This is a genomic window from Salinibacterium sp. NK8237, assembly GCF_015864955.1.
In the GTDB taxonomy this organism is placed as follows: Bacteria; Actinomycetota; Actinomycetes; order Actinomycetales; family Microbacteriaceae; genus Rhodoglobus.
Genome location: NZ_JADYWE010000001.1, coordinates 2060703 through 2080398, shown reverse-complemented (window position 1 = coordinate 2080398; position 19696 = coordinate 2060703). Strand labels below are relative to the sequence as shown.

At 60.4% G+C, this 19696-nt stretch carries 18 protein-coding genes and 2 tRNA genes; 3 read left to right on the top strand and 17 right to left on the bottom strand.

The genetic code is table 11. The features are described from left to right. Positions 1-40: 40 nt before the first annotated feature. The 4 genes from I6E56_RS10060 to I6E56_RS10045 all read right to left on the bottom strand — a co-directional run bounded on the left by I6E56_RS10060 (position 41) and on the right by I6E56_RS10045 (position 4696). On the bottom strand, positions 41-1399 hold the full coding sequence (locus I6E56_RS10060; RefSeq protein ID WP_197137790.1) for a DUF1501 domain-containing protein: 1359 nt from the start codon (positions 1397-1399) through the stop codon (positions 41-43). A gap of 65 nt (positions 1400-1464) precedes the next feature. After that, the gene (locus tag I6E56_RS10055; RefSeq protein WP_197137789.1) at positions 1465-3360 is read right to left on the bottom strand and encodes a DUF1800 domain-containing protein; all 1896 of its coding nucleotides are present in this window, start codon (positions 3358-3360) and stop codon (positions 1465-1467) included. A 171-nt stretch (positions 3361-3531) separates the two neighbouring features. Continuing rightward, positions 3532-4068, bottom strand: coding sequence for a peroxiredoxin-like family protein (locus tag I6E56_RS10050; protein WP_197137788.1), 537 nt, complete (start codon positions 4066-4068; stop codon positions 3532-3534). Between the two features lie 88 nt (positions 4069-4156). Beyond that, the gene (locus I6E56_RS10045) at positions 4157-4696 is read right to left on the bottom strand and encodes a YaeQ family protein (RefSeq protein WP_197137786.1); all 540 of its coding nucleotides are present in this window, start codon (positions 4694-4696) and stop codon (positions 4157-4159) included. Positions 4697-4738: 42 nt separating this feature from the next. Between I6E56_RS10045 and I6E56_RS10040 the strand changes: the two genes are divergently transcribed. Continuing rightward, positions 4739-5623 carry a nitrilase family protein gene (locus I6E56_RS10040; RefSeq protein WP_197137784.1) on the top strand — a complete coding sequence of 295 codons (885 nt, stop codon included), beginning with the start codon at positions 4739-4741 and terminating at the stop codon, positions 5621-5623. Then, positions 5620-6714 carry a M20 family metallopeptidase gene (locus tag I6E56_RS10035; protein ID WP_197137779.1) on the top strand — a complete coding sequence of 365 codons (1095 nt, stop codon included), beginning with the start codon at positions 5620-5622 and terminating at the stop codon, positions 6712-6714. The genes I6E56_RS10040 and I6E56_RS10035 overlap by 4 nt, the downstream gene beginning before the upstream one ends. On the opposite strand, the gene I6E56_RS10030 is transcribed toward I6E56_RS10035, so the two are convergent. From I6E56_RS10030 to I6E56_RS09980, 11 genes are all read right to left on the bottom strand, one after another. Beyond that, positions 6702-7721 (bottom strand): LacI family DNA-binding transcriptional regulator, encoded by a 1020-nt coding sequence (locus I6E56_RS10030; protein WP_197137778.1) that lies wholly within the window; start codon positions 7719-7721, stop codon positions 6702-6704. The two genes, I6E56_RS10035 and I6E56_RS10030, sit on opposite strands and share 13 nt — an antisense overlap. A 4-nt stretch (positions 7722-7725) precedes the next feature. Next, complete coding sequence (locus tag I6E56_RS10025) at positions 7726-8565, bottom strand: ABC transporter permease (RefSeq protein WP_197137777.1); 840 nt, start codon at positions 8563-8565, stop codon at positions 7726-7728. After that, on the bottom strand, positions 8562-9356 hold the full coding sequence (locus I6E56_RS10020; RefSeq protein ID WP_197137775.1) for an ABC transporter ATP-binding protein: 795 nt from the start codon (positions 9354-9356) through the stop codon (positions 8562-8564). The genes I6E56_RS10025 and I6E56_RS10020 overlap by 4 nt, the downstream gene beginning before the upstream one ends. After that, entirely contained in the window at positions 9353-10030 is a 678-nt protein-coding gene (locus I6E56_RS10015) for a M24 family metallopeptidase (protein WP_197137774.1), read from the bottom strand. The genes I6E56_RS10020 and I6E56_RS10015 overlap by 4 nt, the downstream gene beginning before the upstream one ends. Further along, on the bottom strand, positions 10030-10797 hold the full coding sequence (locus I6E56_RS10010) for a glutamine amidotransferase (protein WP_197137773.1): 768 nt from the start codon (positions 10795-10797) through the stop codon (positions 10030-10032). Before I6E56_RS10010 ends, I6E56_RS10015 begins: the two co-directional genes overlap by 1 nt. Further along, positions 10797-11846, bottom strand: a complete 1050-nt coding sequence (locus I6E56_RS10005; protein ID WP_197137772.1) for an ABC transporter substrate-binding protein — start codon at positions 11844-11846, stop codon at positions 10797-10799. Before I6E56_RS10005 ends, I6E56_RS10010 begins: the two co-directional genes overlap by 1 nt. Positions 11847-12041: 195 nt before the next feature. Further along, positions 12042-12647, bottom strand: coding sequence for a nucleoside/nucleotide kinase family protein (locus tag I6E56_RS10000; RefSeq protein ID WP_197137771.1), 606 nt, complete (start codon positions 12645-12647; stop codon positions 12042-12044). Positions 12648-12727: 80 nt separating this feature from the next. Beyond that, positions 12728-12816, bottom strand: a tRNA-Ser gene (locus I6E56_RS09995). Positions 12817-12881: 65 nt separating this feature from the next. Next, positions 12882-14180 carry an LCP family protein gene (locus I6E56_RS09990; RefSeq protein WP_197137770.1) on the bottom strand — a complete coding sequence of 433 codons (1299 nt, stop codon included), beginning with the start codon at positions 14178-14180 and terminating at the stop codon, positions 12882-12884. 45 nt (positions 14181-14225) lie between these two features. Next, a tRNA-Ser gene (locus I6E56_RS09985) sits at positions 14226-14310 on the bottom strand. Between the two features lie 88 nt (positions 14311-14398). Beyond that, positions 14399-16039: a helix-turn-helix domain-containing protein gene (locus I6E56_RS09980; protein ID WP_197137769.1), complete on the bottom strand. Its 1641-nt coding sequence runs from the start codon at positions 16037-16039 to the stop codon at positions 14399-14401. Between the two features lie 133 nt (positions 16040-16172). Here I6E56_RS09980 and I6E56_RS09975 point away from each other — a divergent pair, with 133 nt between their 5' ends. Beyond that, positions 16173-17492 carry an aspartate aminotransferase family protein gene (locus I6E56_RS09975; RefSeq protein ID WP_197137768.1) on the top strand — a complete coding sequence of 440 codons (1320 nt, stop codon included), beginning with the start codon at positions 16173-16175 and terminating at the stop codon, positions 17490-17492. Between the two features lie 95 nt (positions 17493-17587). On the opposite strand, the gene I6E56_RS09970 is transcribed toward I6E56_RS09975, so the two are convergent. Both I6E56_RS09970 and serS read right to left on the bottom strand, forming a co-directional pair. Then, positions 17588-18409, bottom strand: coding sequence for an HAD-IIB family hydrolase (locus tag I6E56_RS09970; RefSeq protein WP_307842821.1), 822 nt, complete (start codon positions 18407-18409; stop codon positions 17588-17590). Next, a complete protein-coding gene (gene serS / locus I6E56_RS09965) occupies positions 18406-19671 on the bottom strand; it encodes a serine--tRNA ligase (RefSeq protein WP_197137767.1) in 1266 nt (421 codons plus the stop codon). The genes I6E56_RS09970 and serS overlap by 4 nt, the downstream gene beginning before the upstream one ends. Between the last annotated feature and the right edge of the window lie 25 nt (positions 19672-19696).

Genomic DNA, 19696 nt, shown 5'->3' with positions numbered 1-19696 from the left:
TATTCGACCGCAGATCGAACCCAGCTAAGCCGCCAGAGCGCTAGGCCATAACCCCCATCGGCGTGACCTTCCACTCCGGGAAGATGATGCTGGCGTCGGCCGCGCTGAGGTCGAGGCGGTTCATCACAACTTCACCGAGGAGATCGCGGAAGTCGTTGCTGCCGGGCACATCGCCGTGGTCGAGCACATCTGCACCGAGGCCTTCCCATTTGCCGTGCACGCCGCCCTTAACTCCACCGCCGAGCACCATCGCGAGTCCACCGTGACCGTGGTCAGCACCCGAGCTGTCGTTCTGGCCAACGCGACGACCGAACTCGCTCATGAGCACCACCGTCGTGGTGTCGGCCTTCGGGCCGAGGTCAGCGAAGAAGGCCGCGAGGCCGTTGCCGACGGCGCTGAGCATGTCGTGCATGTCGCCCTTGTCTGGCGTTCCGATGTCGGTGTGCATGTCCCACCCACCGAGATCGAGCGTGCCAACACGAAGCCCAACGTTGGCGCGGATGAGGCTGGCCAAGGTTGCGAGGTCGCTTGAGAAGTTGTCGTCTGCATAGCCGCGCGCTTCAGCTTCTCCCGCAGAGGCTGCGATGGCTGCGGCCTCACCAGACGCGCTCAGGGCGAGCGTTGCCTGCTGCGCGATTGGGTGGTCGAGACCGGTATAGAGCTTCGTCAGGGCGGTGCGGGTGGGTTCGAGGAGCGAATCGTCTACGTCGATCGCCATGCGGTCGAGGTCGGGAACGACGAGAGCGTTCGAACCGCCGACGAGGGAGCGAGCAAGGCGATCGCTTGCACCCACTCCGCGCCAGGTGGTTCCCGGGCCGCTCTGCTCAAGAGCACGGTTAAGCCATCCGGTCTGCGAGGCGCTGCCGGCAGAGCCGCCACGCTCAAGGCAGTCCTGCGCTTGGAAGTGGCTGCGTGAAAGGTCGGGGGTGCCGATCGCCGGTACGGCAGCGATCTTGCCCTGCGCCAGCATCGGCTTCAGGGCTGACAGCGCGGGATGCAAGCCGAAGCCGCGTTCGAAAGCAATCAATCCTGAGTTCTCTTTGACCGCGATGCTCGGGCGGGCCTTCAAGAGGTCTGCGTCGGTGGCCGGAACGAGCACGGAAAGTCCGTCCATTCCGCCGCGGAGGAATACGACGATAAGAGCACCCGTGTCTGGCGACCCTGGAGCCGCGTAGGACGCTTGAGTGGTCACAATCTGGGAACCGATGGCGGCAACGCCAGCCATCAGGCCGCCCTGCAGCATCCGTCGACGGGTAAAACCCTTGGACCAAAGTTGTCGACGAGCAGCCTCTTCGGCCACCACAATCTCGCTATGGGCCCGCACAGCGGAATCTAGATCGGTTGGTCCCAGCTGGCGCCAGTCTGGGCAGTCAGGGTGAAGGAAACGGGTCTCGGTCATGAGGGGGTTCTTTCTCGATTCGGGTTCGAGCTACAGGGGAGGGTAATGCGGAAGAGCGCGGTCGATTAGCGCAATTGGAAATAGGGCGAGTCGAGCACTAGGGCGGCGAGAGCGGGCACTTGCCACGCGTCGCCGGCTTCTGCTTCAGCAGAACCATCGGCATCGAGATACGAGAGCAGCACAGCGCGATGTGTGTCACTGAGAGGTCGACCGATCATGTGCTCAGAGATGCTGTCGATCCACTGCGAGTTCGTCTGCCCTGCGGTCGGAGCGAGTTGCTCACTGAGCTTCGCGGGCGGAGTGAGCCCCTTGAACCATCCGCCAGCGAGCCCGCGGTGCATGTTCCACCGCCCGACTGTTTGACTGGCCGAAAGCCACGCCCCGATGACATCGGGAAAGCCATTAGGAGGGGTCCACGTGAGAGGCGCGTGACCCAGATTTTGCAAGACCCAATAGAGATTTTTTGCTCCATCGGCGAGCTTGTCACTCGGTGCTGCGCCAACCGCACGGGCCGCTCCAACCGCATCTTCAAGGGGACGACGCGCCTTCTCGCCGACCGCAGACCAGAACTCATCGCTGGCGAAGAGCTCCTTGAGCACCGGAATAATCGCGGTGTCGTTGTCGAGATAGACCTGGGCCAGGCGGTCGAGCAGACCTTGAGGCGGCGAATCCGAAACGAAACGCACAGCAAGTTTTCTGACGACATTCGCGGCGGTGGCGGGGTGGTGGGCCAATACGCTGACGAACCGATCACCCACCGCGAGTCCGCCGTCTGCGGTGGCGTTTTCGTCCGTGAAGAACGAGGTGGCTACAGGCCCCACAAAGTGACGTTCCGGCCAATAGCGGAACTCTCTCGTGTCGTAGTCAATGCCGCGACCCGAGAGGATCATCGCACTGTTGCGCACATCATCTTCGGTGTAACCCGAAGCTACTCCGAGCGTATGGAGTTCTAGCAGTTCACGACCAAGGTTCTCATTGACGTTTGCCTTGTTGGATTGCTCGTTGTTGAGGTACGTCAACATGGCGGGATGCCGTATTGCGGAGTGCAGCATCTCGGCATAGGTGCCGAGGGCGTTTGCGCGAATCACCGTGTTTGCATAGTCAGGCGCGGTAGCCCACACGCTGTCCGACGGAGTCGTCACGTTGAGCAGGTTAGAGAAGACGTCGACAACAACTTCGAAAAGCTGCCGCTTGCTAAAGATCTGAGCAGCCAATGTTGCTTGGCCAGTCTCGCGTGCAGCTTCCCAGCTGTATTGCTTGACCGAAGAACGAACCTTGGCGATTGACAACTTCGCGAGAGGAAACGCTGCCCACGCAGCAGTCCCATCGGGATCAGCGATCGATGACGGTGCGAGCTGAGCACCGAGCCACTTGTCGATTCCCAGAGTGGAAATATCTGCAAAGTCGCTGCTGCGCGGGCCGAACGTTGCCCGCGACAGTAGATGTGCGTGCGTTTGGTCGTTGTCTGCGACACCGGTCGACACAACCTCGGGTGCACTTGACCCCTTCTGCGGGGTGGATTTCGTCGCAGGCTTCGCGGCCGATGGAGTGTCTGCGCGAGGCGTGGTTCCGGTTCCCGCTCCAGGGTTTGCATAACTCTGGTCGCGGTCGGCTGGCGGGTTCGCCGTCGCTGGCGAGCGTGAATCTTGAGTCGTTGGTGGGTTCACGCCCACAGTGGGGCTCTTCGTGGACGGCGGGTTCGTGGGTGTGGCGCTCGGGGTTGGAGTGGTCGGCACCGGGGTGTTCTTGGGAGCGGATCCCGTTGGCACCGGAGCCACGGGAGGGCTCGCCCCGTCTGGCAAGAGCGAGAGTGTGCTGGCCGGGCCAAAAGCCGCGCTGCTCGCGGCAGCAGCACCCACTGCGGCGAGAGCCGCAACACCACTCGTAATAATCATGCGGCGAGCGAGAAGAGCCTCGCCATCACCTCGCGGACGTACGTCGGGATCTACAGGAGGGTTCACGCCAGGGTCCTTCGTCGGGCTCACGTACGCCGGCGTCGACTAGGTTTCGACAGCCACTCGCGCACTACTGAATAACGATTTAGCATCGACCCTATGGCGGTAGAGACCCCCTGTCTACCCCCATCAGGGGGACACGCCGGTAATTGACGAAACTGCTCACTCTTCGAGGACTCAGAGCGAGGGTGCAACCACTCCCCGCGCAGGATAATCAGTCTCGGTCACGTACTCGAGACCATGGATGATGGCGCTTACCGGCATCCGCCCGAACGGCATGCTGGAGACAGTAGCCCAGAACACGGTGTTGTCGTTGTCAAGAATGAACATGCCAGGCTCGCTGAACAACTCCGGCTCGCCCTTTTTGAAACCGCTGGAGACGAAGAGGCCCCACTCGCGGGCCTGCTCTTCGCTGAGTCCGTAGGCGATCGGAAGGCGGCTGAGTTCCCAGTCGTCGATCGAGATCGTGGCGCGCTTGAGCGTGTCCATGCTGATGGCCACCATGCGGCCCACTCCGGCTTCGCGCAATGCGTCCATATTCTCGTCGAGTTCACGCAACTGCTTGCGGCACACCGGGCAGTGAAGGCCCCGATAGAAAACAACGAGAGTGAAGCGGCCGTCGGCACCCGTGCCGAGCGCGAGATCGTCAAGGGATCCTCCGCGCGCGAGCGGCAACGAAAGGGCAGGAGGTTGGGTGCGCGGCAGAATAGTCATCTTCTAGACCAACATAGCGGTGGGCGGCATTCATTCCGAGAAATATGCACACCACAGGAGCTTCTCGGAAAAGCTCAGCGCACCCTGACTACTCCACGCGGTGACTATGCAGCGCGGAACTTACCGTTGTGCCGTTCACTTCGAGATACAACTGACCCTCAGTAACCGAGAGAGTTACAGCGTTGCGGCGCTCAAGGGCCGCTGCGGCATCCTCGATGAAGCCAGGATCGAAGCTGCGGAAAACGATGTCGCTCGCGTTGTGAATCTTCTTGCCCGCCCACGGAGCCGCAACCTTCACCGGGTCGCGGTGCGTGTAGATCGCGACCCTGTCGGCCAGCTTGCTTCCGTAGTGGAGTCGGGCAGCATCCGGAGCCCCGATTTCGATCCAGGCTGTAATCGTGCCGGTGAGGTCGCGAACCAGAACCGCGGGCTCATCTGTCGACGAAACTCCCTCGCTGAACGCGATACCTTCCTCATACTCGAGGCAATACGCGAGCACGCGCGTGACCATATAGAGGTCAGTTTCGGAAGGATGCCGCGCTACGCGAAGCGTGAAATCGTCGTAAACCCCGCGGTCCACATCCGCCAATTGCACCGTGAAGGTGTGGATCGTTGAGCCAGCTGCCATAACGCCCGAGCCTAGCCTGTGGATGCTGCCCGGAACCATTCCGTGAAGTATCATGGGAAATCGATTACCAATGGTTCGGAGGACACCATCGCCAACATCGCAATTGCCGTCGCCCAAGTTGAACCCGTGTTCGGAGACATCGCTACCAATGTCGCGATGACGACGCTCGCGATCACCTCGGCCGCTGAAGCTGGCGCGAAAGTAGTCGTTCTCCCGGAACTGGTGAACTCCGGCTACATGATGAATTCCCGCGAAGAAGCGTTCGCACTCGCTGAGATTGCAACGGAGGGCCCTGCGACCAGCGAATGGATGGCCCTCGCGGCGCAACTCAACATCATCGTTGTCGCCGGCTTCGCCGAGCGCGACGGAGACGTCCTCTACAACTCGAGCATCATGTGCCTGCCGGGCGGAGACCACCATGTCTACCGAAAAGTGCACCTTTGGGATGAGGAAGCGCTCTACTTCGAACCGGGGAATCTCGGGTTTCCTGTTATTCAGACCACGCTCGGCCGCATTGGAATGATGATCTGCTACGACGGGTGGTTTCCTGAAAGCTACCGATCGCTCGCCCTCAAAGGTGTCGATCTGGTGTGCGTGCCGACAAACTGGGTTCCCATTCCTGGTCAGGCTGCGGATCAGCCAGGCATGGCAACGATTCTCACGATGGCAGCGGCGCACAGCAACGGCATTGTCATCGCGGCAGCTGATCGCGTCGGGGTTGAACGCGAGCAAGAATTTATCGGACAAAGTCTCATCGTTTCGCACACCGGTTGGCCTATCGCCGGTCCCGCCGACACCGCCCGACCAGAACTTCTCGTCGCTGATGTTGACTTCGCAGAGGCTCGGCGCAGTCGCGGCTGGGGCCAGTTCAACAATCCCGTCAGAGACCGCCGCATGGATGCGTACAACCTAACCTCGTCGCTATGAATGGCGGCGTAATCGACCTCACTACGAAGCTGTTGCGGATCGACACTGCGGGAGATCACGAGCAGGACGCGATCGACCTAGTTGCGCCCCTGCTCGCTGAGGCTGGCTTCGACCTCACCCACGTGCCGTGGATGCCCGGCCGCGGAAGTCTTGTCGCGCGTTGGAACGGCGGCGGAGAATTCGTGCTCTCCGGCCACGTGGACACGGTGCCCTACGGTCAAGCGACCTGGGCGCACGGACCTCTCGCAGCGGAGCGCGACGGGGATCGCCTCTTCGGTCGCGGCAGCAGCGACATGAAGGGTGGAGTCGCAGCCATGGTCTTGGCATCGATTTCCGCTGCCCGCAGCGGTGCGCGCGGGTTTACCGTCGCGCTGACTGCCGGAGAGGAGACAGGCTGCGGAGGTGCCCGCACCATTCTCTCAAAAAAAGCGATGGAAGCTCCCGGAATTTTGATCGTTGGTGAATCAACGGCCAACGCCGTTCGGCTAGGACATAAAGGTGCGACGTGGTTGGAGCTGGAAACTGCCGGACGGGCAGCTCACGGATCACGGCCAGACTTGGGAGTGAACGCAATCGAAATGCTCAGCGATGCCGTTGTGGGTTTACGTGAACTTGGCGCCGGAGCTCTTCACCCTTACCTCGGCGCCCGGACGACTAACGTCGGCACGATTAGCGGTGGGACACAGACCAATCTTGTTCCCGATCGAGCACAGATGACGGTCGATATTCGTCCAGTCCCCGGAGCATCCCATGAATCGGTGCGGGAAAAACTAGCCAACTTCGGCTCGGTTCACACAATTCTTGAACTTCCTCCGGTGTGGGCCCCGACTGGCGCGGAATCTACGGTCACTCAGGAGATCCTCGACGCGGTAGCCCGCGTTACTGGACGCCAAGATGAACCCGCTGGCGTCTCGTACTTCACTGATGCGGCGGTGCTAGATCCAACTCTCGCTCGCAGCTACATCATCGGCCCTGGCGACCCAGATCAGCCTCATTCGACAGATGAATCTGTGTCGATAGAGCTCGTCGAACAGTCAGTATCCGTCTACCAATCTCTACTCGAAGCGTGGAACCGCGGTCAGTTAGGCTGAGCGCCCCGAGGCGCACTTCCACGGATAATCAGCTCGACCGGTAGACGAATGTCGACAGGTTCCTCTACCGCGCCGTCAATCGCGTTGAGCAAAATACCAATTGCCTTCTCAACCATTTCTGCAACGGGCTGACGAACGGTGGTTAACGTTGGTCGAGACACCGTCGCGATGTTAATGTCATCGAAACCTGTGATCGCAAGCTGGTCAGGTACGCCGATACCGAGTTCGGTGGCCGCATCGAGGGCGCCGAGCGCGAGTAGGTCATTGGCGCACACAATCGCATCGATCTGACCATCCGCCGCAAGAAGTTGCATCGCCGCATCGTGGCCGAACTCGCGCGAAAAGTCTCCCGCGAGTATGCGCTGGCGAGCACTTGGATCTTCCGCATCGGCCCACGCTTCAAACCCGTCAGTGCGTCGCTGACCCGACCAGTTGTCTGTATCTGCGCCGATGAACGCAAGTCGGCGGCGACCGGATCGGCCAAGATGGGCGGTGACCGCCGCGATTCCTGCGGCGTCGTCAATGCCGACGAACGGCGTTGCCACCGTTGGCACTCGTTGATCAAACTGAACCACAGGCATACGAGCCGCAATCTCGGCTAAAGCGGGAGCGCTAGCCGACTGAGAGCAAGGGCTAATCAGTAACCCATCGATCTGACGCTCAGCAAGGATTGAGATTCGCTTTGCCTCAAGTTCAGGATCATCGTCCGCACTGCACAACAGCAATGCGAGGTTATGTTGCTGAAGCACACGATCAGCATGACCAACGAGCTGCGGAAAGAACGGATTCTCAATCTTCGGCACAATCATTCCGATCGCGCCGGATCGCGACCGGCGCAGAGCCTGCGCGATCAAGTGCGGGCGGTACCCGAGAGCGTCCGCCGTGCGCACCACTAGTTCCTGCAGCTCGGGCCGAACCACCCTGGCCCCTGACAGAGCCCGCGATACCGTGGCAACGGAAACGCCTGCGGCTTCGGCGACGTCTTTTACTGTGGGGCGTCGGCTCATACCGTCATTCTACGGCGGCACCACCACGGTAGCGTCGCTGCCGCGGAACCCTGCTCGTTCTCCGCCACGGAGTTGCTGCCGATTCCCAAACCGAGATAAGGAGGAAAGCGAGCAGGCCGATTGATGCCAACACCAGAATCGCCGCAAATACCCCCGGCGTATTGAAGCGGCCTTGCATAGTCGAGAGGTAGACGCCTAGTCCTCCCGTCGTTGAGGCCAGCGACTCCGCAAGAATTGCTCCGGTCACCGAGAAGGTCGCCGACATCTTCAGCGCTGAGAAAAGTGGGGTAAACGTCGCGGGAAGTTTGATGACGAGGAAGGTTCGCCACTTCGAAGCCCCCATTGCTCGCGCCAGATTGATGCTGTCGCTGTCGACCGACCGCAATCCGTCCAACACATTGACCAGCACGGGGAAGAACACGATCATGGCCACGACGACGAGTTTGGGAGCAAGTCCGAAGCCGAGCCAGATTACGAGAGCCGCACCGATTGCAACTACCGGGATCGCCTGACTAACGATCATGATCGGGTAGAGAATTCTAAAAAGCGGCTTCGACGACGACATCACGATTGCAAGGACGAACCCGAGACTCGCCCCAATGACGAATCCGAGAGCAAAAACTTGGGTCGTTGCGACGATACCTTTACTGATCAGGTCCCAGTCATTGATGATCTCCGCGAAAGCCTCACCGGGCGCAGGCAGCACGAAACGCGGGATGGAGAAGATCCTTACCGCGAGATCCCAGAGCACGATGAGCCCCGCGATCGACAGGATCGGCGCACCAAAGGCTAGCCACCGTCCACGGGCTTGTGTGCTGGTGAGGATGCTTACAGTGCTACTCATGGGGTGACCCCTTCGGCGTCAAGGTCACCGCGTGAGCGACCGTAAATTAGGTCCAAAGCGCGACGTTTGAGCGTCATGAACGCCTCGGTCGTAAGAACATCCAGGTCACGAGGCCGGTCAAGATTTACTTCGAGGATTTCGCTTATTCGGCCGGGGCGCGGGGACATCACGACTACGCGGTCTGCAAGAAAGATTGCCTCATCGATGTCGTGCGTGACGAACAAGATCGTCGACCCGGTTTCCGCCCACACACGCAGCAGCCACTGCTGCATTTCGAGCCGCGTCTGGCTGTCAAGTGCCCCAAAAGGCTCGTCGAGAAGCATCACATCTTTCGCAAATGCCAGGGTTCGCATGAGGGCGACCCGCTGGCGCATCCCTCCACTCATTGCGTGCGGAAAGTGATCGAGAAAATCACCAAGCCCGTAGTGCCTGGCCATGGTCGCCGCTTCGTCACGTTGTGCCCGTGAGACCCGACCGTGCAGTCGCGCCCCAAGCGTAATGTTCTCAAGTGCGCTAAGCGAAGGCACCAACAGGTCCTTTTGGAGCATGTAACCGACATGGCCTGGCTTGCCGGTTGTATCGGTGCCGTCGATTTTTACGGTGCCCGAGGTCGGCGAAAGGATGCCGGACAAGACATTGAACAGCGTCGTCTTGCCGCATCCACTCGGGCCAATCACCGCGACGAATTCCCCGGGTTCGATGCGCAAGCTGGTGGGTGCCAGTGCTTCGGTCTGGCCAAAGCGCTGGGCAACCTTAGCCAGTTCGATCTTCGGCACGGATGACGTTGTCACGCAATCACCGTGGTCTTCGTCGGCCCGAACCACACGACGTCTTCACGTTTGACTCCGTAAAGGTGATTGCCGATGAACGGCTCCACCGCCCAAGCGCCGGTCAGCACAGTCTCGTTGAAAGCATCGATGTAGCCGAGGTCATAGGACGAATCCTGCGCCAACGAATGACCAATGTTCTGGAGACGATCGAGAAGTAGCAATCCCGTGGGCTCAAGAGCGGTTTGGAACTCTGCGAACCAGTCACACGCTCGCATGCCCGGGCGAGCCGACGCCAACACATGCGCGTGCACAGAATTAATCGCATCCAGCGCCCTCTGCTGGGGAATATTCCCTCCACGGATCAGGGTGCGCGTGCAATCTCCCCACCAGCCATCCTCGGTTACTGGATGCACATCAATGGTTCCGAGATCTATATCCCATAAGGGCCGATCCGACGCAACGTCGGTGGGAAAGCAACTGAGCGTACCGACGCCGAAACCCACCACCGTCGGCGTCCATACCCCAGTGCCTCCGAGCTCGACAACTCGAGCATCGATGGCGTCGCGCACCGCTCTTTCAGTCATCCCCGGAGAAACAGATTCAGTGAATTCCTCGGCGATCTGAATTGCCAGTCTTTGAGCCCGGACTAGTCCCTCAGGGGGACTGTCGGTGAAGGCCTGAACTTCGTTGGACATCACACTGCTCCACTCTCGTCATCTGCCAACCAGCCCAGTAGCTGGTTCCACAGCAGGCTGAACCCATCCCACTCTAAGAATTCCTTCGGGAGCCAGTGAGGCCCCATGTCGGTGGCCACTGCGGCTACGCGACCGCGGCCGGCCTCTCCGACAACAACTAGGGGATGATCCTCCGCTGTCGCAAGCACCACAGCACCCTCCTTCGCCGTGAACCGCTGGTATCCGAGAATGGCTGGCCATTCACCACCTAAGCCGCTGGTAACGACGTGATCACCTAGTGAAATCGGCCGAATTCCCTGAGGAGTTTCTTGGCGGTCATCACCCAGTTCCATCACGATCGGTAGCACCTCAGCCAAGGGCGTCGACCTGTAGTTAGCCTTAGCCTCAATGCCCTGAAAGGACAAGTAACCACCAACCATGAGAAGTGCTCCTCCTCCCTTGACCCAATCGGCCAGAACGCGGAGCCGATTACTCGGAGCCACTGCTCCACCCGCAAACACAGAATTTGGGAGCAACAGTGTGTTGGCGCCGATATCGCTGAGAACGATTACGTCGAAACGGTCAAGTTCCTCAGCTTGGTAAGGGAACTTTTCAGATGCCACATGGTTCGGTTGAAACTCGACTGTCCATCCTTGGGATTCGAGCGAGTGAATAAAGGGCCAGGCCCCCTCTTCGTAGGCACTCGTATGGAACGTGTCAAATCCCTTGGTGTGTACAGAAGTCGTGCTCCATGACTCTCCGGCGAGGAGAATGCTGCGATTCTTCATTAGTCCTTCAGTGCGTCGTTTGTGAATAGTTCGTCGACGGCGATCGCCGAGTCGATGATGCCGAATTCGACCGAGACATCGACCAGGCTCTGCCAGATTTCACTGGACTGCGTCAGGTCAGCGGCAGTGACTTCGTAGCCAGCTTCGCCAAAGAGCGCAGCGGTAGCGGTCCACTGGAGTTGCGTAAATTCGAGGGTTTGGGCATCTGGATACACATCCATGAAGATCGAGACAGCGTCTTCGGGGTTCTCCCGTGCGAAGTTGAGACCCTTGATGGTCGCGTCCATGAAGGCCTTAGCCGCGTCAGGGTTCTCAGCCATCCACTCTTCGTTACCGGCCAGCATCAACACTGGTGCATCCGGTGCGCCAAAGTCCTTCGAGTACGCGATCGAATAGTCTTCGACTCCGAGCGACTCAAGCTCGCTGCCCTCAGCGTTCGTAATACCTGTGATGACATCTACCTTGTCTTCCACAAGCAACGGAACAGTGCTGGAATCCGCAGTGACGAGTGTCACGTCTGCAATCGTCTTGCCAACCGATGCAAGCATGATTGAGAGTTGAGCGTTCGACCATGCGTCGTTGTACGTTCCCACGAGCTTGCCTTCGAGCTCTGATGGATCGATTGGTTCGCCTGACTTGCTCATCAGTCCCCAGTTGTTATTTGAACCGTAGGTTCCAATGCCCACCACAGGGACACCTTGCGATCGGGCGGCAACGATGTCAACACTCGTAGTGAACGCGAGGTCTGCGTCTCCCGTGCCGAGGTACTGCATTGTGGCTGCGACATTTGGAGGTGTGATGATTTCTACGTCAAGGCCCGCGTCTTCGTAAAAGCCTTGGTCCTGTGCGACTACCCAGGGAATCCAGAAGCCATCAGGCACCGGCCACTCTTGAACGAAGCGGATGGAGGTGAGGCTCTCGTCAGTCGACTCTGCGTCGCTGGCCTCGGTGGAACACGCAGCTAATCCTGCAACCAGTGCTATCGCACTGGTTCCCGCGGCGAGGCCAAGAATCCGGCGCCGAAGGCCGCCTTTCGAAGTATTTGTCATGTCGTCATTCCTGTGATTGGGCGAATTAATGAGAACGTCCGCAGCTCGGGTAATCGATTACCCAATTAGAGCAGTTGGACGTTTCCAGCTCAACCCCGGCTTGTTACGGGGGTGTAACACTTTCTGCCGTAGCTAGCTAGTGGCCGAACTACGGTCGGGCTAGCAGCAAGTCGCAGCGAATCACCTCAAGCGCGGTCAGGTCGCAAGCACGACCGCATCAGCGCGCTCGCGCGTCTGGCGGATAAGTATGGCATTGGGTTCGTCGACCTCGGCAACCCAGCGGGCAGCATCCGCCGCCGAGCGGCCGTAGCGTTGGTGGCGAGTGATGAGTCGATCGCGACGCAGATCGTCGTCGATATCGAGATACCAGACCTCGTCGAGCAGTGGTCGAATCGCGTCCCAGCCGTCGCCATCGTGAAGCAGGTAGTTGCCTTCGGTCACGATCACCGGGGCATCAGCACGCAACGGAATTGAGCCAGCGATGGCCGCGTCGATGTCGCGATCAAACCGGGGTGCAAGCACCGTCTCGCCTGCTCGCAACCGATGCAGCGTTGAGGCGAAGCCGGCGGCATCGAAAGTCTCCGGTGCGCCTTTCTTGTTCCGCAGGCCCAACCGGTCGAGGTGTTCGTTGGCGAAGTGGAAACCATCCATCGGGAGGATGGGTGCCGCGAGCTGGTCAGCAAGAGTCGACTTGCCTGCTCCTGGCGGCCCGACAATGCCGAGAAGAAAAGGCGCAGTACTCTCGCGCTGGGCAAGAACACCAATTCGCGCAATAGCGTCAGCGACCGCGTACGTCTCCACCTTGTCCCTCCGCACTAGCAAGAATATGCCGCCCTTAACGCAAGAAAACCCCCGAATAATCAAGGGTTTTCTTTGCAGAGCGGAGACGGAGAGATTTGAACTCTCGGTACCCTTACGGGTACTCCACCTTAGCAGGGTGGTGCACTAGGCCGGACTATGCGACGTCTCCAGACGTACTCAGCAATCATAACCGCTTGAGAGCGGAACGACGAACCGAGCCGCAAATCGAACGATTTAGTAGCTGTTCGTGATCGTGCAGGTCTCATCCGCTGCGCTCTGGCCGCGGATATCAAGAACCTCGGCTTCAACTTCAGGAGCAGCCGTTGCATTGGGGTCGGCCGACTCTGTGGCTTCGGGTTCCGTAGTCGATTCAACAGAATCGGGGTTAACGTACGACCCGATGTCGTCTCCAGCGTTTGCGAGCACGAACGGCTCATCGGCCGCGATCAAGTCAATCATTTGCTCGCCCAGGTACGTGTTCGGCTGAACCTTGCCCGAGTACACGCCGACGCCGCCGGTGGTGCCGGGGTACTGCACAAACTGGACACTATCGAGCGGAACATCCTTCAACGCCAGCGCGATGGAGACGAGGGTCGGAACATCGCTGAGTCCAGTGGAGAGCTGCATGTTGTCGATAGCGGCTTGCGCCAAGTTGTATAGCTTTTTGTAGTCGCCAAGCGTGTCTTCGCTCTTGAGAGTGCGCACCATCGAGGAGAGGTACACCTGCTGCGAACTAATACGAGTGAGGTCGCTACCGTCGCCAACACCGTGGCGAGAGCGGAGGAAGCCGAGAGCTTCAGCACCCTGAAGCGTGTAGGTGCCTGCCTCAGGAAGGTTGATGTCAGCCAGCGGGTCAACGAGCGGGCCATCGATACAAACAGGAACGCCGCCGATTGCGTTCGTCATCTCGATGACACCTTGAAAAGTAATAACGCCGGCAAACTGGATGTCGAGGCCGGTGAACTCCGACAGCGTCAAGACGACACAGGCGAGACCGCCATACGACATCGCCGTATTGAGCGCTTCGGTGGAGTAGTACTTGCTGTAATCGCCGTCCAGGCTCGGGCATTCCGGAATACCCATAACCATGTCGCGCGGAAAGCTGATGGCGGTAGCGGATTGACCGTCTTCTGCGACATGCAAAATCATGTTCACGTCGTTGAGCTCGCCAGATTCAACCGTTGCCGAGCCTCCGACGCCATCTTGATCTACTCGAGTATCGCTACCCACGATGAGGATGTTAAACCCACCCTCAAAGCTGCCGATCTGAGGCGGAGCACCCTCGGTTTCGCCAATGAGCGCGACGGTGTCGCGTTGGCTGTAAATGCTGTCGAAGGCGACAGCGCCAACAGCGGCCCCGCTGACCAACAGCACGGCAAGTGATGCGGCAACGACCTTAGCGATCGATCCCCACGGCCCCGGTTTCTTCAACCGGCCGTGACGTGCCAAACCTTGAACTTCCGGCTTATTCTTGGAGTCGGTGCGGTCGACAGAGCGCGAGCGCAACTCTGAGCGCGGACGAAGTTCACTCATCGCACTCCCCTTTCTTTAGCCGGAGACAGGACATGACACGCAGAGCGGAGGGCGTGGGATTCGAACCCACGAGACATTTCTGCCCACCAGTTTTCAAGACTGGCTCCATCGGCCGCTCGGACAGCCCTCCTTGCGTGACGCAAGTTCAGAGTGTATCTGATGCCCGCAAGGCGTACCTGAAAGGCAGGCGAAAACGCTCGAAATGGGGGTTAAGCGGTCTAATCAAGCAGCCGCAGCGCCGCCCACGCCTCGAGTCGCCCCTCAAACGATTCCAGATCGAGTTTCAGGATGGTCGCCGCCTGGTCAATACGTGACCGCACCGTATGCCGGTGAACACCGAGTTTCGCTGCGGTCGCACCCCACGAACAATCGTTCGCAAACCAGGAGCGCAACGTCTCCACGAGAGCCGCCGAATGCGCGCTATCGAAATCGCTGAGCGGCGTGAGCACCCGGTGCGCCACTCGCTCAGCACCAGCAGACTGCAGAACCCCGAGCATTCCGGAGTCGCCAATATCGGCGAAATCAGTGAGCCCAGCCTGCCCGCCGCGAGCACGAAGGGCACTGGATGCTTGCCCGAGCGCTGCGCCCAGCCCTGCATAATCGACGGCACTGGAGCTGCCTGCCACGAGCTCGTGGTCAGCGATAAGTTGCCTGAGGTCTCGCTGCACGTCGGTCAGGTCAGAAGGCAGTGCGGAGAACTGCTGCTGCGCGCCCGCTTCGACGAGAACGACGACGGTATCGCCACGAACGGCGAAGAAGGCGCTGCCGTCGGCATCGAGCGAGAGGGCGTCGAGGGCATCAAGAACGAAGTGGCTGTGGGTTTGCCGTGCAATCGCCACGACGCTCAGCGGCGCGGCCGGAAGAGCGCCCCACACTTCGCCAGCAATTGCCTCGGCCGCGGCGACGTTGCCTGAGAGCACCAGCTCGAGCAGTGCCGACCTCAGTTGACCACGCGTGGCATCCAGGGTGCGGTTCTGTTCCAGCGCAAGGGTGGCCATCGCGATCACGCTCGTCACGAGTTCGTTCTCAGCGCGATCAAGAGGCACGCCGCGGCCAAGAGCCAGCGCACCGCGCAATTCTCCGTTCTGGCCGAGGGTCTGAATCGTGACTTGCCCAGAGTCAAGAGTGAAGGCGGTGGATGACCGGCTGCCCTTGCGCAGCGCCCGCGCCACCTCATCCCGCACCGGCTGAGCAAAGCGAGCTGCGGAGCGTTGCTGACCAGGAACGGGAACCGGGTGACCTGTCGCGTCAAAGAGCCCAACCCAGCATGAAAGTTGACGTTCGAGCTCGATGAGGGTTGACCGCAAACCTGTTGGTTTGAGGGCGGCGTGCGAAATGGCTTTGTGGGCAGCAATCGACCATGCCATGCGACGGCTGCGCTCCGCCGCGATGCGATCAGCGACCTCGCGGATGACCGCAATAAAGGGAACGCGATCGGGAACGTCAATAAGGGGGAAGCCCACACGCGCACAAGCAGCAGCGAGCGCCTCTGGCATGCCTTGGTGAAGAAAGTGCGTTGCGAAACCGAGCCCGACAAGACCGGTGTCGATGAGGCGCGCAATGTAGGAGTCGTAGTCGTAAAGCTCAGCAGCTGCCCCGAACCCGAACTGCGCACCATCAGTGAGCAAAACATTGCCGCGGCTCAAGAACGGCGTCGGATCATCGAGATCGGAACTGTGCACCCAACTGATTGGAGCGGTCATTCTGGCCGTGAAAGCGGAACTGAGTCTGGCACTCTCCACGGGGCTGGTGTTAGCGCCCGCGGTGGCGTCCGCGGTGGCGTCCGCGGTGGCGCCCGCCTCGATCACGCTCAGTCGCAATGTGCGCCTCGTGAGCAGCCATTGAATCGTCGGGAGCATCCGGTTTCTCCCCTCATCGCTCTGTAGTCACATTATGTCGAAGAATCGGCGGTGTGGTGTACATATTGGCAGCCACGCGCGAGTGGCCGGCAGCAATAGTTGAGTCATTCAGCTTCGTCACGAAAGGTGCCCCATGAACTCCGCGCCCGCAACACCCCCGCACAGCAACGCCGACACCGTCGCACTCGACCGCGCCCACGTATTCCATTCCTGGTCAGCACAGGGCGCACTGAAACCGCTCGTGCTCGAAGGCGGCCTCGGAAGCATGGTCTGGGACGACGAAGGAAACGAATACCTCGACTTCTCGAGCCAGCTCGTCAACGTCAACATCGGCCACCAGCATCCAGCAGTTATCGCCGGCATCAAGGCACAGGCTGACATCATGGCCACCGTCGCACCGGCCCACGCCATCAACATCCGCGGAGAAGCAGCCCGCAAGATCACCGACCACGCGCCCGACGGCATGAACAAGGTCTTCTTCACCAACGGTGGAGCGGATGCCAACGAGAACGCCATGCGCATGGCCCGCCTGCACACCGGCCGCGACAAGATCATTTCGCGTTACCGCTCGTACCACGGCAACACCGGATCGGCCGTAGTCGCCACTGGCGACTGGCGCCGCATCCCCAACGAATACGCTCGCGCTCACCTGCACGTGTTCGGTCCCTACGAGTACCGCTCCGAATTCTGGTCGGACTCCCCCGAACAAGAATCCGAGCGCGCCCTGCACCACCTGGAGCGCACCATTCAGGCAGAGGGCGCCGAGTCCATCGCCGCGATCCTGCTCGAGAGCATTCCAGGAACCGCTGGCGTGCTGACCCCGCCGCCCGGCTACATGGCTGGTGTTCGCGCGATCGCCGACAAGTACGGCATCCTGCTGATTCTGGATGAAGTCATGGTCGGCTTCGGTCGCACCGGAAACTGGTTCGCTTTCGAAGCGTTCGACGTGAAGCCCGACCTCATCACCTTCGCCAAGGGCGTGAACTCCGGCTACATCCCCGTCGGCGGCGTCATCATCTCCGACGAGATCGCCGCAACGTTCGACGAACGCGTCTTCCCCGGTGGCCTTACCTACTCCGGCCACCCCATTGCCGCCGCCTCGATCGTCGCGGCCATCACCGCGATGGAAGACGAAGGCATCATCGAGAACGCTGCCATGATCGGTCGCGATCACATCGGCCCCGGCCTTGCCGCTCTCGCCGAGAAGCACGACTGCATCGGCGACGTTCGCGGAAGCGGCGTGTTCTGGGCGCTCGAACTGGTCGCCAACCGTGAGACGCGCGAGCCTCTCAGCGCGGCCGACATGGGCCGCATCAAGGGTTCGCTCGTGAAGCGCGGACTGTTGCCGTTTATTGCCGACAACCGCATCCACGTCGTACCGCCGGCCGTTGTGACGCCCGACGAAGTTGCGCGCGCCATGGCCATCTACGACGAAGCCCTCAGCGAGCTTTAACAGAGTTCTGCGCCGAAGGGGTTCAGCGCAGAAGCGGGTGGTTTGGCCGAGCTCGGCGTTCGGGCTCGGGCTCGGCTAAACCTCGCTACGGCGTGCTACGGCGTGAAGGCGGCAAGAACGAGCGCGGCGCCGTCGTTGAGATCGCTCTCGGTGACCTCGTTGGCGACCGCGAGCACGTCATCCGGAGCCTGACCCATTGCAACACCGCGGCCGTGACGTGACGCCCACTCGAGCATGTCGATGTCGTTGCGACCATCACCCATGGCGAGCACTCGCGTGCGTGGGATGCCGAGTCGCGAACGCACGTTTTCGAGCGCCGTTGACTTGTTGACGCCGTCGGGCGCGATGTCGAGCCAGGCCGTCCAGCCCACGTTATAGCTGACTTTGTGAAGGCCCATCTTCTCGACAACCGACAGGAAATCATCGACTTGGTGTTGAGGCGAGATCACAACAACGCGCGTCGCTTGCACCTTGACGAGCTCCTCGAACGCGACATCTTCGCTCACCGCGCCGAGAGCGCCATCGGGGAACTTGCCGTTGACAAAGAACTTGCCGGTCGCATCCTCAACCGCGTAATTCGCTGACCCCAAGTGCTTCTTGATGCTCGTGAGCACCTCTTTAGGGTTAAACATCTCCACAAATTCGCGAGCGTAGCCGCCCTCGCCCAAGGGATCGCGCTTGAGCGTGATCGCACCGTTGGAGCAGACGACATACTGCGGCTTCAGGCCCAACTTCTGCAGGATGGGCAGAGTCATGGCAACCGAACGACCGGTGGCCAACATGACCTCGTGGCCGGCATCCCGAACCTTCGCGACGGCCGCAATAACGGCGTCGTTCATCTCGCCCGACTCGAGCAGCACAGTGCCATCGATGTCGAGTGCGATCATCCAGCGGTCATCCTGCGCTGCGGTTGTCACGCGATTGGCTCCAAAATTTCTAGGCCGCCGAGGTAGGGGCGAAGTGCTTTCGGCACCACGACCGACCCGTCGGGCTGTTGGTGGGTTTCAAGAATGGCAACCAGCCAGCGGGTGGTTGCGAGAGTTCCGTTGATGGTCGCTACCGGGGCGGTTTTGCCCGACTCGGTGCGATAGCGGGTGTCGAGACGGCGCGCTTGGTACGTCGTGCAGTTCGAGGTGGACGTGAGCTCGCGGTAGGTGCCCTGCGTCGGAATCCAGGCCTCAATGTCGTATTTGCGAGCGGCGCTCGAGCCGAGGTCGCCACCGGCAACATCGATTACGCGGTAGCTGAGCTCACACGCCTGCAGCATCGATTCTTGGAACGACAGCAGGCGCTCGTGCTCGGCCTGAGCATTCTCGGGCAGCACGTAGCTGAACATCTCAAGCTTGTTGAACTGGTGCACGCGCAGGATGCCGCGGTTGTCTTTGCCCGCAGAGCCGGCTTCACGCCGGTAACAGGTCGACCAACCGGCATAGCGCAGCGGGCCCTTCGACAGATCTAGGATCTCGTCGGAGTGGTACCCGGCGAGCGCCACTTCACTCGTGCCGGTGAGGTACAAGTCGTCGGCGGGCAGGTAGTAAATCTCATCGGAGTGCTCACCCAGAAATCCGGTGCCGGCCATCATTTCGGGGCGCACGAGCGTTGGCGTGATGAGCGGGATGAAGTCGCCAGCGATGGCGCGATCGAGGGCCATGTTCATGAGGCCGATTTCGAGTCGCGCACCAACGCCCTTGAGGAAGTAGAAACGGCTGCCCGAGACCTTCACACCGCGGGGGATGTCGATGGCTCCCAGGATTTCGCCGAGATCGGCGTGGTCGCGGGGTTCAAAGTCGAACGTTACGGGCGTGCCGACTTCGCGCACCAGCTCCCAGTCATCCTCGCCACCGACGGGAACGCCCTCGACAGCGATGTTGCCGAGAGCACCGACGATGCGAGTGAACTCTGCCTCAGCCTCGGTGGAAACCAGCTGAGCTGCCTTCACTCGGGCGGCGAGCTTCTGAGCCTCAGCGACGAGCGCCTTCTTCTCTTCGGATGGCGCCTGAGCGACCTTCTTGCCGAAACTATTTTGCTCAGCCCGCAGGGTCTCAAACTCGCCAATGCTGGCACGGCGCTTCTGGTCGGCGGCGATTGCATCGTCGACCAACTGAACTGACGCACCGCGCGCGATTTGCGACTGCCGCACGGCTTCAGGGTTTTCTCTAAGAATTTGGGGGTCAATCACTCCTACAGCCTACCGATTCATGGCG